This window comes from Simplicispira sp. 125 (assembly GCF_003096555.1).
Taxonomy (GTDB): domain Bacteria; phylum Pseudomonadota; class Gammaproteobacteria; order Burkholderiales; family Burkholderiaceae_C; genus Simplicispira.
In genome coordinates this window covers 1,146,107-1,159,888 of the sequence record NZ_QEKM01000001.1, presented here as the reverse complement: position 1 = coordinate 1,159,888, position 13,782 = coordinate 1,146,107, and the positions used below count along the sequence as shown (strand labels likewise).

Sequence of the window (13,782 nt, the reverse complement as noted above, 5' to 3'; positions counted from 1 at the left end):
TGATGCCGGGCTGCCTCAACGCCTTGGCCCTTGGCAAGGCTGTCAATTGATTCAAAGGCTGCCCGTAGCTCAACCGGATAGAGCAATAGCCTTCTAAGCTATAGGTCGGGGGTTCGAGTCCCTCCGGGCAGGCCAACACAGCATTCAATACGGGCCATTTTTGGTTATCGATTGCTGAAATCGTCAAAAGCAGCGCAGACGAAACTCATCGACCGGCTCTGCGCGCATCGGTTGGATACGACGCACCATTTCATTGCGAATCAGCGCGCTGAACTTTTCCATGTGCAGCGCTGCGGCATCCGGGTCCTCGGCTTCGATTGCGTTAAACACCTTGCCAAATGACTCACAAGTTTCTTGCCGTCCGGCGCTTGATTCATAGAAAAACGAAGAGTCCTTCCAGATCCGGCTCCACACGGTTTGGTGGGACAAATTGTTGAAGGCATCGATGATGGGCTTGCTTGGGGTTGCCTTTAGCAAGGCCAGCCCGAGTCGACCAATCAGGTGAACAAAGGCCTCCGCCGAAACTGCGTCGGAGTCCACCCCATTACGGGCGTCTTGTAGCGGACCTTCAAGGGTTCGCATCCGTGCTGGATCACCTGAAATGGCCTGGTAGCGCACCGCCAAGGAGAGCAACATGGCTCGTGCGTTGAACAAATCGATGATGTCATTCAGCGTGAGCTTTACAACGGATGCTCCACGTCGCGGCTCGATGCGCACCAAGCCTTGGCGCTCCAAGATGCGTAACGCATCCCGTACCGGCCCCCGGCTAATGCCAAAAATCTCTGCCACCTTGTGCTCCACGATTGCTTCGCCTGGCTTCAATGCGCCAGCCAACATTTGAGCGCCTAAATACTCTGCAATTTGCTCCGCAACGGTCGTTGCTCGCATCTTGGATATACCAGTTGGGGTTGGGGTAAGTGAGGCGACAAGCATGGAAGTGGAGGTTTCAACGACGGAAGAATTGTATTGATCTGCGCAAGAGTGCTTGTGTGTACGTCGTTGCACGCAGTCGAGTGGGACCGCGCCATTCGACTGCCAGAGAACCCATAGAGTACGCGAGAATCCGAGTCTCTTATGTTACACGGTTAACAATCGACAGTTGATCGTGCGCATGCATAATGCAAAACACTGCACGCCATCCACTCCGGATCGCGTATTGGAGGCAAGAGATGAACAACATGCACACGCTCACCGCAAAAATGGCGCGACATGGCGAATCAGTTGTCGAGCAACTCGACAAATGGTCCGTTGAAAGACCGTCGGCCCGTTGCTTTTTCTATGGTGAGAAGGACCTTCTTCTTACCTACCGCGAGTTCAGTGCTCAAACAGATTCCGTGGCTGGTTTTCTGTCGAGCCAAGGATTTGCACGAGGGCGCCGGGTGTCAACGCTGACACGCAATCCCCTGCATGCTGCGCTGCTGATGTTTGGCGTCTGGAAGGCGGGAGCTGTCTATGCGCCGATCAACTTCGCTTTTTCCGGGCGTCTCCTTTCCTATCAAATCAACGACACGCGCCCGTGCGCCGTCTTGGTGGATGCATCGGGATTGCAGGAAATCGCAGCCGTGTGGGATACGTTGACGGAAAAACCGGCGCTGATCCTTTCGCATGATGCTGTAGAAGCACAAACGCCCAGGCCGTCGGGTGCCATCTGTCACCAACTGGCCGATACCACCGTGAGATACACACGGCCAGACGTCCGCACCTTGCCCAGCGATCCAGCGAACATCGTCTACACCTCGGGTACGACCGGGCCAGCCAAGGGTGTGGTGCAACCGCACCGCTGGATGGCGCAATACACCTACAACGCTCGACTCATCATGACGCAGCAGGATGTTGTCTATAACGACCTTCCTCTCTACCACGTTGGCGGCGCCATTTTCAACGTTGTACGCGCCATCTGGGTAGGCTGCGAGGTTGCCTGCTGGGATCGCTTTAGCCCAACGCAGTTCTGGGATCGCATCGACCAAGTCGGTGCAACCACGGCGGTGTTGCTGGACGCCATGATCCCTTGGTTAATGAACGCACCAGCAGGAGAGAAAGACCGCACCAACAGCCTCAACAAGGTGCACATGCAACCGCTTCCGCTCAACCACCACGCAGTTGCGCAACGGTTCGGTATCGACGTCATCACCTGCGGTTTTGGACAGACCGAATCGGGCAACGGCCTCGTGGCTCTGATCAATGAATGTGAGCCCGGCGAGGGAACACCGGCATCCCTCTTCAAAGGCCATGACAGCGCAACGCTGAACCGGCTGTTTGCAGAAAATGGTTTGGCGTGTGTCACTCCAGAGCAGGCCAGTGTGAAGGGATTCATGGGGCGTCCCAGTCCTTTCTTTGAAGTGGCGATTCTGGACGAGTCGGACGAGCTGTGTGCACCGGGCGAAGTGGGCCAACTGGCGCTGCGTCCACTTGTGCAGAACACCATATTTCTCGAATATTTTGGCAAGCCCGAAGCCACCGCCGCGGCATTGCGCAATGCGTGGTTTCACACCGGCGATGCGGCTACTGAGCTTGAAGACGGCACCTTTCTGTTCGTGGATCGTTTGGGTGACCGGATTCGCGTACGCGGAGAAAACTTGTCTTCTTTTCATATCGAAGACTTGCTAAACCAGCATGCGGATGTCTCCATGACTGCCGCTTTTGCGGTTCCTGCCCAAGAAGGCGACGAAGACGACATCGTGGCCTACATCGTCCTCAAAGAAGGCCGCACGTGCGATGAAGTCTCTATGCACAGCTGGATCGCAGAAAACCTACCCAAGTTCATGCGCCCCCGTCATGTGCGTTTCATCGCAGAGCTGCCGCGCACTGCCACAAACAAGATTGAAAAGTACAAGTTGCGCACCCAATTCAGCGCCGCTGTTTGATCGCGTAGCCCTGCGACATAAAGAAAGAATCTATTTCATGACCTGGCAGACCGAATTGAATGAAGTTGCACAGCGTAAAACCTTGGCGCAACGCATGGGCGGGGAGGAGAAAGTGGCGCGCCAACATGCGCACGGAAAACTCACCGTACGTGAACGCATTGATCAACTCCTTGATGCGGGCACCTTCCGTGAAGTCGGCGGACTCAGCGGTTGGGCGGTACGCAATACGCAAGGGGGCATTGAAGATTTCGTTCCCACCAATCAGGTGGCCGGATGGGGTCACATCGACGGGCAACCTGTCGCGGTCGTGGGTGATGACTTCACTGTGCGCGGCGGGGCCAGCGATGCCAGTATTTTTGAAAAACTCATGTATCCCGAGCACATGGCCAAGGGAATGCGCATGCCACTGGTGCGCCTGGTCGATGGCACTGGAGGCGGCGGTTCCGTCAAGCAATTGGAAAACATGGGCTACACCTATATTCCCACCGTGCCAGGCTGGGAAGTGGTGGATCAAAATCTTTCGCAAGTCCCCGTAGTGGCCTTGGCGCTCGGCTCTGTCGCCGGCCTAGGTGCTGCCCGTGTTGCGGCAAGCCACTACTCCTTGATCATCAAAGGTACGGGCCAGTTGTTTGCTGCAGGCCCACCACTAGTGGCCCACCTGGGTCAAATGGTGACCAAGGAAGAGCTAGGCGGCGCCGACATCCATGCGCGCAATGGCACGGTAGACGATGAAGTGGCCAGTGAAGCCGAAGCGTTTGCGCGCACGCGCCGCTTCCTGTCGTTCCTGCCCCGCAGCGTTGACAGCTTGCCGCCACGCGCGGCCAATGCCGATCCGGTGGACCGCAGCGAAGAGTCTTTGCTCTCCACCATTCCGCGCGACGATCGCAAGGTGTATGCCATCCGGCCTTTATTGCAAAAGTTGGTGGACCAGGGTGATTTTTTCGAGATAGGCCGCCACTGGGGGCGATCGCTGGTGACCGGATTTGCGCGGCTTGATGGCTGGCCTGTCGCCATTGTGGCCAACGATCCCTACATTTATGGCGGCGGCTGGACCCGTGCGGCCAGTGAAAAGGTTACGCGCTTCATTGACCTTGCTGAAACCTTCCGCTTGCCCGTTGTACACCTGGTCGACGTGCCTGGCTTCCAGATTGGCATAGAAGCTGAGCAAGCCGCGACTATCCGTGCAGGCGTGCGTGCCATGTCGGCTATTAGCCAGACTACCGTGCCCTGGTGCACCGTCATCCTGCGCAAATGCTTTGGCATAGCAGGTGCTGCTCACCGCCCCGAAGGCCGCTTCACCATGCGTTATGCATGGCCATCCGCACAATGGGGTTCGCTGCCGGTTGCGGGAGGACTGGAAGCTGCCTACAAAAAAGAGTTGGAGGCTGCGGAAGACCCGATCGCCGAAAGAAAGCTGATTGCGCAGCGGTTGGCAGACCTGTCTTCGCCCATGCTGACGGCCGAGAAGTTTGGGATTGAGGACATCATCGATCCGCGGGATACCCGTCGCGTGCTGTGCGACTTTGCCAACCTGGGCGCGCCCTTGCGGGCCTCACGCGGCTTTACCGTGCGGTATCGCCCATGACTGCCCCCGCCATGTTCCGCAAAGTACTGATCGCCAATCGTGGTGCCGTGGCCGCACGTGTGGTGCGCGCTCTGCGAGCCTTGGGCGTCGCCTCGGTGGCGGTGTATTCGGATGCTGATGCTGACCTGCCGTATGTCCGCGAAGCGGACGAAGCGTATGCCCTGGGGCCAGCCACGCCCCAACACAGTTACCTCAACATCACCGCCCTGCTTGGCGTCCTGCAACGCAGTGGCGCAGATGCCGTGCATCCCGGTTACGGGTTTCTTTCGGAAAACGCAGACTTTGCGCGGGCCGTGGAGGCCTACGGCGCGACCTTCATTGGCCCCAAGGCCGACTGGATCGACCTGATGGGTCACAAGACCAAGGCGCGTGACTTCATGGCTGCGCGTGGCATTCCCGTTGCGCCATCCAGCCCGGTCTACACCGCAGAGTGGGCGGACCTGTCACCCGAGCAGCGCGCCAGCATCACCGGCGTGGGCTACCCGGTGTTGGTGAAGCCTGCAGCCGGCGGAGGTGGCATAGGAATGCTTCCGGCGCACGATGACGAAGGCCTGGCCCGCGCTTGGGACACAGCACGATCCCTGGCGCAGCGCAGCTTCTCCAGTGTGGAGATTTATGTAGAGCGTTTGGTGCAAAAGCCCCGCCACGTGGAATTCCAGGTTCTTGCAGATCGGTACGGTCAAGTGCGGGTTCTGTTCGAGCGCGATTGCTCCGTACAACGCCGCCACCAAAAGGTCTTGGAAGAAGCCCCGGCACCGGGCATTCCCCGCGATCTGCTGGATGCCACGTGCGAGCGGATTGCTCAAGTGCTTGGCAGCTTTGGGTACGACGTTATTGGAACGGTAGAAATGTTGTACGACACCGTTGATCAACGCTTTCATTTCCTCGAAATGAACACGCGGCTTCAGGTTGAGCATGCTGTGACAGAAGAAGTCACGGGCGTGGATCTGGTGTGTGCACAGGTTCGCCTGGCAGCTGGTCAGCGGATGAAGGATGTTTTGCCCATAGCGCCATCGCTGAACGGCCATGCGATTGAAGCACGGCTGTATGCCGAAGACCCACAGCGCTTCTTCCCTTCTCCGGGGCCGCTTACCGTCTTCGAACTGCCGCAAGGTCCGGGGCTGCGTACCGAGACAGGCTATGCGCAAGGGGCGCAAGTCACGCCGTATTACGACCCTATGTTGGCGAAGATCATTGCCCACGGACAGGATCGAGAAACCGCACGCCAACGATTGCTCACGGCGTTGGAGTCCGTCCAGATTCAGGGCGTCAAGACCAACCTCGCTTTTCTGTTGGACGCATTGCGTTCCGACGATTTCGTATCGGGCCAAGTGCACACCGAAATGGTGCGCAGTTTGCGGCCTCAACTTTTCAAGTAAACCCCATGAACAAAATTCAATTGCAATCTCTGGTCACAGGCAAGGTCTGGAAGATCGAAAAGAACATCGGCGATGCCGTTATCACGGGTGAAAGCGTGCTCATTGTCGAATCCATGAAGATGGAAATTCCTTTGGAGACGACGGTGGATGGCACTTTGGTGCGTGTGCTGGTTGCCGAAGGAGACATGGTCGAAGAAGGCCAGATCCTTGCGGTCGTCACTGCCAACTAAGGCGACAGACTTTACTGCGCTCCTGGTGTGCCCATGCAAACCCTCTCGTCCATGACCCCCTCTGTTCCTTCGCCCTCAGTTGCAGCCTCTCCGGTGCTTGAAGTGCGCAACCTTGGGGTGACTTTCGCTACCAGTACAGGTCCGTCACCGGTCGTACGCAACGTTTCCTTCAACGTGCATGCGGGTGAACGCATTGGGTTGGTCGGCGAGAGTGGGTGCGGAAAAACCGTCACGGGCCTGGCTTTGATGCGTCTGCTGCCTCCGATGGGTACACAGGTTTCGGGTCAGGTGCTGTTTGATGGCCAGGATTTGCTGGGCTTCAGCCAGCGGCGCATGCGCGCCCTGCGCGGCCGAGGAATAGGCATGGTGTTTCAGGAGCCCATGAGTGCGCTTGACCCCGTTTTCACAGTGGGTGAGCAGATCGCTGAGGCTTACCGGGCTCACTTCAAGTGTTCCAGGGCAGAAGCACGCGAACGCACCGAAAACGCTTTGGCGCAGGTGGGCATCCCCCTGCCCCGCCAGCGCTATGACGAGTATCCGCACCAGCTTTCTGGCGGTATGCGCCAACGGGTGATGATCGCCATGGCTTTGATCTGTGAGCCCCGTCTGGTGATTGCAGATGAACCCACTACAGCGCTCGATGTAACGGTACAGGCCCAAATCACGGCCTTGCTGCGCGACCTCAGCGAACGCACTGGAACGGCGCTTCTGTTTATCACGCATGACTTGGGCGTGGTTGCAGAGACCTGCACGCGCATGGTGACCATGTACGCAGGTGAAGTGGTTGAAGACGCGCAGGTTGACAGCGTCTTATTGGAGCCACGGCATCCCTACACGTCCGGCTTGCTGCGCTCACTGCCGCGCTTTTCCAAACGAAAGGCGCCGCTGGGTTTCGTGGCCGGGCGTGTGCCAGCACCCCAGGACGAGATTGCAGGATGCCGCTTTCAAACACGTTGCCTGCACGCCCAGGCTGAATGCCAGCAGCCTCAATCGTTGGTGGCGCTCGAGGGGAAGGGCAGCCTGGTGCGCTGCATCCGTGCCCCACAACTGACGTTGCCCGGAGTGATCACGCCATGAGCGCACCGAATGGAACCCAGTCCATGAACGGCGTACCCCTTTTGCAAGTACATGACCTGCAGGTGGAGTTTGCATTGAAAGGTACGCGCCAGACGCTCAAGGCGGTCAACGGGGTGAGTTTTGATGTTGGCGCCGGGGAAACTTTCGGCATCATTGGGGAATCTGGTTCCGGCAAGACCACACTGGGCCGGGCATTGGTGTCCTTGGTAGCGCCCACACGCGGGCGCATTGCCCATGCTGGTGTGGATCCAACCACACTCACTGCGGCGCAATTGCGCGTGGAGCGCAGGCAATTCCAGATCATTTTTCAAGACCCGAACGCCTCGCTCAATCCCCGCATGAAGATTGGCGAATCAGTGGCCGAGCCCTTACTGGTGACGGGCACACTGACACGACAGGCATGCCATCAAGCGGCCCAACAGGCACTGGAGCGTGTGGGGCTTTCAGCGGCGCATGCCGATCGATACCCCCACCAGCTCTCTGGTGGACAGAAGCAACGCGCCAATATCGCCCGTGCGCTCACCCTGCATCCTCGGCTCCTCGTTTGTGATGAAGTCGTGGCCGCGCTGGACGTGTCCATTCGCGGTGAAGTGCTCAACCTGTTTGCTGAACTACAGCGTGAACTGGGGCTGACCTACGTTTTCATCACCCATGACCTTTCCGTAGTTGCGCACATCAGCGACCGCGTGGCGGTGATGTACCTGGGCCGCTTCATGGAAATGGGACCCGCTGAATCCGTGGCACATGCCCCGTTGCATCCCTACACACAGGCGTTGTTGTCGGCCGAACCTGTGCCTTTGCCTGCATCGATGCGACAGGAACAGCGCATGGCCTTGAATGGCGACATTCCAAGCCCGGTTGCGCCTCCCTCGGGATGCGTTTTCCGCACCCGTTGCCCCCATGCGCTGCCTGTTTGTGCAGAACAAGTACCCGCCTGGAACGAATTGAAGCCCGGGCATTGGGTTGCTTGCCACATCGCCCAGGCCGATCCCTTGCCTGCTATTTGACTTTCAACCGACCCCAGGAGACAAAAAGTGAAAACAGACATCTTGCACACTACGCCGTCCCATGCCTTTGACCCTGCGCGGCGACGCGCCCTGGCGTCCATGCTGGCAGCCAGCGCTGCCATGGCGGGCGGAGCAAGCATGCCCGTCTGGGCGCAGGCTGCACGCCAAAAAGGCGGCGTTCTGAAGGTGGCCGCGCTGGTCAATCCCTCGAGCCTGGATCCGGCCACCGGAGGAGCAGGAACCGACCACGCCTACCTGTGGACTCTTTATGACACCTTGGTGGAGTGGGACTACAAGACTCTGCAGACCAAGCCTGGCCTTGCAGAGTGGGCATTTCCAGATCCACGCACCATGGTGTTAACGCTGCGCCCCGGGGTGAAATTCCACGATGGCACTGCGTGCGACGCGCAAGCCGTGAAGTTCAATCTTGACCGGAATCGCCAGGACGCGCGCTCCAACCTCAAGGCAGACCTCGCCAACATTTCTCAGGTTGAAGTGACAGGCCCCCTGCAGGTCAAGGTATCGCTGAACCAGCCGGATTACACCCTGCCCGCCTCCTTGTCGGACCGTGCCGGCATGATGGTGTCGCCCAAGGCTGTGCGCGAACTGGGCGCGGACCACGACCGCAAGCCAGTGGGCGCCGGCCCTTGGAAATTCGTCAAATGGGCCGACGGTCAAAACGTGACGTTGGTGCGGCACGAACAATATTGGCGCGCTGATCAGCCCTATGTGGACGGCATCGAATTCAACATCATCGTAGACAACGCTACGGCGTTGCGCTCGGTAGTGGCCAACCAGAACCATTTTGTGCATTCCTTGTCTGCACGCTACAAACCAATCATCGACCGTGCCAAAAATTTGAAATTCGTCACGGGCCCCACGCTGTACCTGCATCAGATTTACTTCAACTTCGCGCGTGGTGCACTCAGTAACCTCAAGGTGCGTCAAGCCATCAACTTTGCCATCGACCGCGACGCCTTCTTGAAGGCCGGTATGGGAGGCCTGGGCGAAATCGCGCACATGCAACTTCCATCGGCCCACTGGGCCTACGACAAATCACTGGTGGGCCTGTACCCCTTTGATCCCGAGCGTGCACGCAAACTGGTTGCAGAGTCAGGCCTCTCCAACATCGAAATTGTGTTTGGTGGCAACAATGACCAAGACTCGGTGCGCCGCAACGAAATCGTGATGGAGCAGCTCGGAAAGGTCGGGATCAAGACGCGCTTCATTGCCGCCCCGGTGGCCGAAGCTGCCTCCCAGTTCTTTGGTAGCGAGAAGAAAACGGACGCCCTGTTGTCGGCCTGGACTGGGCGACCCGATCCCAGTATGTCCTACGGATCTCTGTATGGTACGAGCGCCTATTTCAATGCCGGACGTACGGAAATCTCTCCAGAGTTCACAAAGTTGCTCCAGGAGAGCCGGGCCCGCGAGACCTTGGCAGACCGCCAGCGGGTGTTCTCCAGCATCCAGCGTACCGTCATGGAAGGAGCCTACGTGGCGCCCTTGGTTTTCCAGGTAGAAGTGGCGGCAGCCGCGCCACAAGTGCGCGACTTCGTGCCCAACTTGCTGGGCAAGCCGAAATTCAACGACGTCTGGCTCGCGTCCTGACGCGGTAACGGAGGGCTGCGGTCATGCGCCAATTGCTGCGGGAACTGGGTAACGGAAGAGGTCTGAGCCTTTTATGGGGGCGACTGGCCCAGTCGCTGCCCGTGCTGCTGTTCGCCACCTTTGTGGCGTTCGGTCTGCTCAAGCTTGTTCCGGGTGACATCGCTGTCACCTTGGCCGGCGACAACGCATCCGATGCGCGAATTGCCGAAATCCGGCAGCTTTATGGCCTGGACCGTAGCTTTTTCGTGCAGTATTTTTCCTGGCTCACTGACGCAGTGCAAGGCAACCTTTCACGCTCTTTGCTGTCGGGTGAAGAGGTTGCCACCTCGATTGCACGCAGCCTGCCCCACACCTTGCTCATTGTGGTGATGGCGCTGGTGCTGGCGTTTGCGGTGGGGGCTCCTTTGGGGATCCTGGCGGCGGCACACCAGGGCCGGGGGCTGGATCGGGTTCTTATGGCGCTATCGTCTTTGGGGGTGGCTGTCCCCAATTTCTGGTTGGCCATGGTGATGATTGCGTTCTTCGCCTTGCAACTGGGCTGGTTTCCAGTCACCGGTGCCGTCGCGTGGCAGGACGACTGGGTCAGCGCGCTGCACCATGCAGCTCTCCCTGCGATGGCACTTGCCGCAGGCGGAATAGCCGAAGTGGCACGCCAGATACGAAGCTCGCTCGCCGAACTGGCGCAATCGCAGCAGGTGCGCACGCTGCATGCAAAGGGACTTTCGTCCGCAGCCATTCTTTGGAAACACGGGCTCAAGAACGTGGGCATCAACCTTCTCACAGTCCTGACCTTGCTGGCCAACCGCATGCTGGCGGCCACCGTGGTGATCGAGGCGGTATTTGCGATTCCCGGCGTGGGCAGCCTGATTGTTGGCGCTGCACTTCAGCGTGATTTTCCTGTCGTGCAGGGCGTCATTTTGGTGCTCGTGGTGATCGTTTTGCTCCTCAATCTTCTTGCAGACTTGCTTTATCGCGTGATTGACCCACGCCTTCATTGACATGGCCACTACCCTTACGCCTCCCTTTTCCCCCACATGGCATAGCGCGATTGGGGCGTGGCTGAGCAGAGACCCCTGGGCAGGTCTCAGCCTAGGTTTTCTAGTGCTGCTTGTACTGGTCTCTTTTGGCGCGCCATTGATCGCTCCCTATTCGCCTTCCATGCAAGACTTGGGAAACACGCTGGCAGCACCTTCAGCCCAGCATTGGCTGGGCACAGACGACCTTGGTCGAGACATCCTGAGCCGCCTGCTCTATGGAGGGCGTGTGGCCTTGTACGCAAGCGCACTGGCTGTCGGCATTGCCTTTATTCTGGGCGTGCCGATTGGCATTCTTGCGGGTTTTCGCGGCGGCTGGCTGGATACGGTGGTCAGTCGCGTGATAGATACCTTGCTCTCGTTTCCTGCCATCGTCCTGGCAATCGCTGTCACGGGAGCGCTGGGTATTGGCTTGACTAACGGCATGATAGCCGTGGGTATTGTCTTTGCGCCGCAGCTCGCACGCATCGTGCGGGCACGCACACTGATCGTGCGTCAGGAACAATACGTGGATGCCGCGCGTTGTTACGGTGCGTCCACCACGCATATTTTGTGGCGCCATGTGCTGCCCAACGCAATCCAGCCTGTTTTGGTACAGATCACTATTTTGCTAGCGGGGGCGCTGCTGGCGGAGGCCAGTCTCAGCTTTCTTGGCTTGGGTATCCAGCCGCCAGAAGCTAGTTGGGGCGCCATGTTGGCACGAGCCTATCAAAGCATGGAGATCGAGCCCTCGCAAATGTATGCGCCTGGTTTGGCGATACTTTGCACCGCGTTGGCGTTCAATAGTCTGGGCGAGGCTCTGCGCAAGGAACTGGACCCCACCAACCGACGTTTGTGAAGCGCGCCACCCGGCTGCAGGGATTTTGTCTGCACCGGGCTTCAAGACGGTTCGTATAGAGCCCCGGGGTGCCAGCGCCAAAGCTACGGTTTTTTGTGCTGGATTAGATGGTTTGCGTGGGGCGCTCAGATCCCAGCGCTGTGCCCAGCAGTTCTTCGATTTTGAGCTTGAGCTGGCGTGACTTTTCGTCCTTGGGGAACTGGATACCGACGCCTTGGGTACGGTTACCTCCAGCCCGTGCGGGCGTGACCCAGGCCACACGGCCAGCTACGGGGTAGCGCTGGGGGTCATCGGGCAGGGTCAGCAGCACATAAACATCATCGCCCAGCCGGTATTCGCGCGGCGTGGGTACAAAGATGCCACCCTCGACGAAAAAAGGAATGTAGGCCGCATGCAAGGCCCCTTTTTCCTTGATAGCCAGTTGCATGACACTGGGACGGGGCGCGGTGGGAGGGCTGCTCATGGTGTTGCGGGCGGGGTACGTTGGGGAGAGTGTAGGACGTTTCTCGCCTGGGCGACAAGCGCCTCCAGCACCAGCCCGGTATTGAACGGATGCTCGGCGGTGCGGGCGGACTGCATCAGCGCACGCGACCAGCGCGTGAGCGGTGCCAACGCTGGCGGTGGCGGTAGGTCCGCCACTGCAAAGTAGCGTGGCGCGGCGCCAGTGCGCAGGGCCATCAGGTCATGGCAAAGTTTCTGCATTGCATCGATGGCTTGCGCAGGAGTCCATTGGGCCAATGCGCTGACCTGGCCGCGCAACATGGCCTGCGGAAACTGCGCCCAGACCTCGGGCCCCTGGCCAGACCGGGCCAATGCCAAGGCGTCATCGGGGCGCCCACCTGTTGCACGCAAAAAGGCCGTGGCGGCGGCAGGTGCAACGCCCTGCCCGGTCATCCATTCCAGCATCTCAGGCGCATCGGGCCAAACCATGGTGTGGCCCAGGCAGCGGCTGCGGATGGTGGGCAGCAACTGGTGCGCGGCTTCGCTGGCCAGCACAAAGCGCACATCGCCTGGCGGCTCTTCCAGTGTTTTGAGCAGCGCATTGGCCGTGACGTGGTTCATCTGCTCTGCGGGATAGACAAGCACCGCCTTGCCCCGACCGCGAGCGCTGGTGCGCTGGGAAAATTCGACCGCATTGCGCATGGCCTCGACACGGATTTCCCGGCTGGGTTTGCGCGACTTGTCGTCAATTTCGGCCTGTGCTTTTTCAGGCAGAGGCCACCCCAGGGCCAGCATGTCTACTTCAGGCATCAGCATGCAAAGGTCGGCATGCGCATGCACGTCGATGGCGTGGCAGCTGCTGCACTGACCGCAGGCGCCCTGGGGCGATGGCGCTTCGCAGAGCCAGGCGCGTACCAGCTCCAGGCCCAGCGTGTATTGTCCCAGCCCCGAGGGGCCGTGCAAAAGCCAGGCGTGGCCGCGCTGCGCGAGCAAGGTGTTGCGCTGAGCGGCCACCCAGGGTGCCAGGGGTGAGGTGTTCAAGGGGTTGCTCCAGTCTGCGCGGTCGAGGTTTGCAGCCAGCCCTTGCGCACCAGTACCTGCTGCAGTTGCTGCCATACCTGGGGCCGTTGCTGCGCAGCGTCAAGCCGGGCAAAACGTTTGGGAGCCCCGGCGGCGCGCTGGGCATAGCCCTGGGCCACACGCGCGAAAAAAGCAGCATCCTGGGCCTCGAAACGGTCCGGTGCCCGCGCCTGGGAGAGGCGCTGGGCCGCAATGGCGGGGTCTAGCTCAAACCAGAACGTGAGATCAGGTTCTCGCATAAAATCGGGCTCCAGGGCAACACCCGTCTGCGCAACGCGCTCCAAAAAAGATAGCGTTTCAAGAGAGAAACCACGACCTGCCCCTTGGTAGGCAAAAGTAGCGTCGGTAAAACGGTCGCACAGCACCACGGCACCACCGGCCAATGCAGGCTCGATCACGGTACGCAAGTGGTCGCGCCTTCCGGCAAATACCAGCAGGGCTTCGGTCAGTGCATCCATGCTGTCATTCAGCAGCATGTTGCGCAATTTTTCTGCCAGCGGCGTACCACCGGGCTCGCGGGTAGTGACTACGGTGCGGCCCTGGGCCCGAAAAGCGTTGGCCAGTGTCTCGATGTGCGAGGACTTGCCCGCACCATCGATGCCTTCAAAACTGATGAACAGGCCGGGGAGACTCATGCGA

At 59.4% G+C, this 13,782-nt stretch carries 13 protein-coding genes and 1 tRNA gene; 10 read left to right on the top strand and 4 right to left on the bottom strand.

Annotated features, from left to right (window positions below; translation table 11 throughout):
* The first annotated feature begins 58 nt into the window (after window positions 1-58).
* Window positions 59-135: transfer RNA gene (locus C8D04_RS05270), tRNA-Arg, on the top strand.
* Between the two features lie 48 nt (window positions 136-183).
* On the opposite strand, the gene C8D04_RS05265 is transcribed toward C8D04_RS05270, so the two are convergent.
* Window positions 184-933, bottom strand: a complete 750-nt coding sequence (locus C8D04_RS05265) for a GntR family transcriptional regulator (RefSeq protein WP_116003912.1) — start codon at window positions 931-933, stop codon at window positions 184-186.
* Between the two features lie 236 nt (window positions 934-1,169).
* Here C8D04_RS05265 and C8D04_RS05260 point away from each other — a divergent pair, with 236 nt between their 5' ends.
* The 9 genes from C8D04_RS05260 to C8D04_RS05220 are packed head-to-tail and all read left to right on the top strand — an operon-like array spanning window position 1,170 to window position 11,622.
* Window positions 1,170-2,864, top strand: coding sequence for an AMP-binding protein (locus tag C8D04_RS05260; RefSeq protein ID WP_199562973.1), 1,695 nt, complete (start codon window positions 1,170-1,172; stop codon window positions 2,862-2,864).
* Between the two features lie 37 nt (window positions 2,865-2,901).
* A complete protein-coding gene (locus C8D04_RS05255; protein ID WP_116003911.1) occupies window positions 2,902-4,449 on the top strand; it encodes a carboxyl transferase domain-containing protein in 1,548 nt (515 codons plus the stop codon).
* Complete coding sequence (locus C8D04_RS05250; protein WP_116003910.1) at window positions 4,446-5,828, top strand: biotin carboxylase N-terminal domain-containing protein; 1,383 nt, start codon at window positions 4,446-4,448, stop codon at window positions 5,826-5,828. The genes C8D04_RS05255 and C8D04_RS05250 overlap by 4 nt, the downstream gene beginning before the upstream one ends.
* Window positions 5,829-5,833: 5 nt before the next feature.
* Window positions 5,834-6,058, top strand: a complete 225-nt coding sequence (locus C8D04_RS05245) for an acetyl-CoA carboxylase biotin carboxyl carrier protein subunit (RefSeq protein ID WP_116003909.1) — start codon at window positions 5,834-5,836, stop codon at window positions 6,056-6,058.
* A gap of 33 nt (window positions 6,059-6,091) precedes the next feature.
* Window positions 6,092-7,135, top strand: coding sequence for an ABC transporter ATP-binding protein (locus C8D04_RS05240; protein ID WP_116003908.1), 1,044 nt, complete (start codon window positions 6,092-6,094; stop codon window positions 7,133-7,135).
* Window positions 7,132-8,142 carry an oligopeptide/dipeptide ABC transporter ATP-binding protein gene (locus tag C8D04_RS05235; RefSeq protein WP_243405756.1) on the top strand — a complete coding sequence of 337 codons (1,011 nt, stop codon included), beginning with the start codon at window positions 7,132-7,134 and terminating at the stop codon, window positions 8,140-8,142. The genes C8D04_RS05240 and C8D04_RS05235 overlap by 4 nt, the downstream gene beginning before the upstream one ends.
* Window positions 8,143-8,169: 27 nt before the next feature.
* Window positions 8,170-9,750, top strand: coding sequence for an ABC transporter substrate-binding protein (locus tag C8D04_RS05230; protein WP_233521114.1), 1,581 nt, complete (start codon window positions 8,170-8,172; stop codon window positions 9,748-9,750).
* 23 nt (window positions 9,751-9,773) lie between these two features.
* Complete coding sequence (locus C8D04_RS05225) at window positions 9,774-10,748, top strand: ABC transporter permease (protein WP_116003905.1); 975 nt, start codon at window positions 9,774-9,776, stop codon at window positions 10,746-10,748.
* The gene (locus C8D04_RS05220; RefSeq protein WP_233521113.1) at window positions 10,729-11,622 is read left to right on the top strand and encodes an ABC transporter permease; all 894 of its coding nucleotides are present in this window, start codon (window positions 10,729-10,731) and stop codon (window positions 11,620-11,622) included. The genes C8D04_RS05225 and C8D04_RS05220 overlap by 20 nt, the downstream gene beginning before the upstream one ends.
* Before the next feature lie 103 nt (window positions 11,623-11,725).
* Here C8D04_RS05220 and C8D04_RS05215 read toward each other — a convergent pair whose 3' ends face one another.
* The 3 genes from C8D04_RS05215 to tmk are packed head-to-tail and all read right to left on the bottom strand — an operon-like array spanning window position 11,726 to window position 13,778.
* Window positions 11,726-12,085 (bottom strand): PilZ domain-containing protein, encoded by a 360-nt coding sequence (locus tag C8D04_RS05215; RefSeq protein ID WP_116003903.1) that lies wholly within the window; start codon window positions 12,083-12,085, stop codon window positions 11,726-11,728.
* Window positions 12,082-13,104: a DNA polymerase III subunit delta' gene (locus C8D04_RS05210; RefSeq protein ID WP_233521112.1), complete on the bottom strand. Its 1,023-nt coding sequence runs from the start codon at window positions 13,102-13,104 to the stop codon at window positions 12,082-12,084. The genes C8D04_RS05215 and C8D04_RS05210 overlap by 4 nt, the downstream gene beginning before the upstream one ends.
* The gene (gene tmk / locus C8D04_RS05205; protein ID WP_116003901.1) at window positions 13,101-13,778 is read right to left on the bottom strand and encodes a dTMP kinase; all 678 of its coding nucleotides are present in this window, start codon (window positions 13,776-13,778) and stop codon (window positions 13,101-13,103) included. The genes C8D04_RS05210 and tmk overlap by 4 nt, the downstream gene beginning before the upstream one ends.
* Window positions 13,779-13,782: the final 4 nt, after the last annotated feature.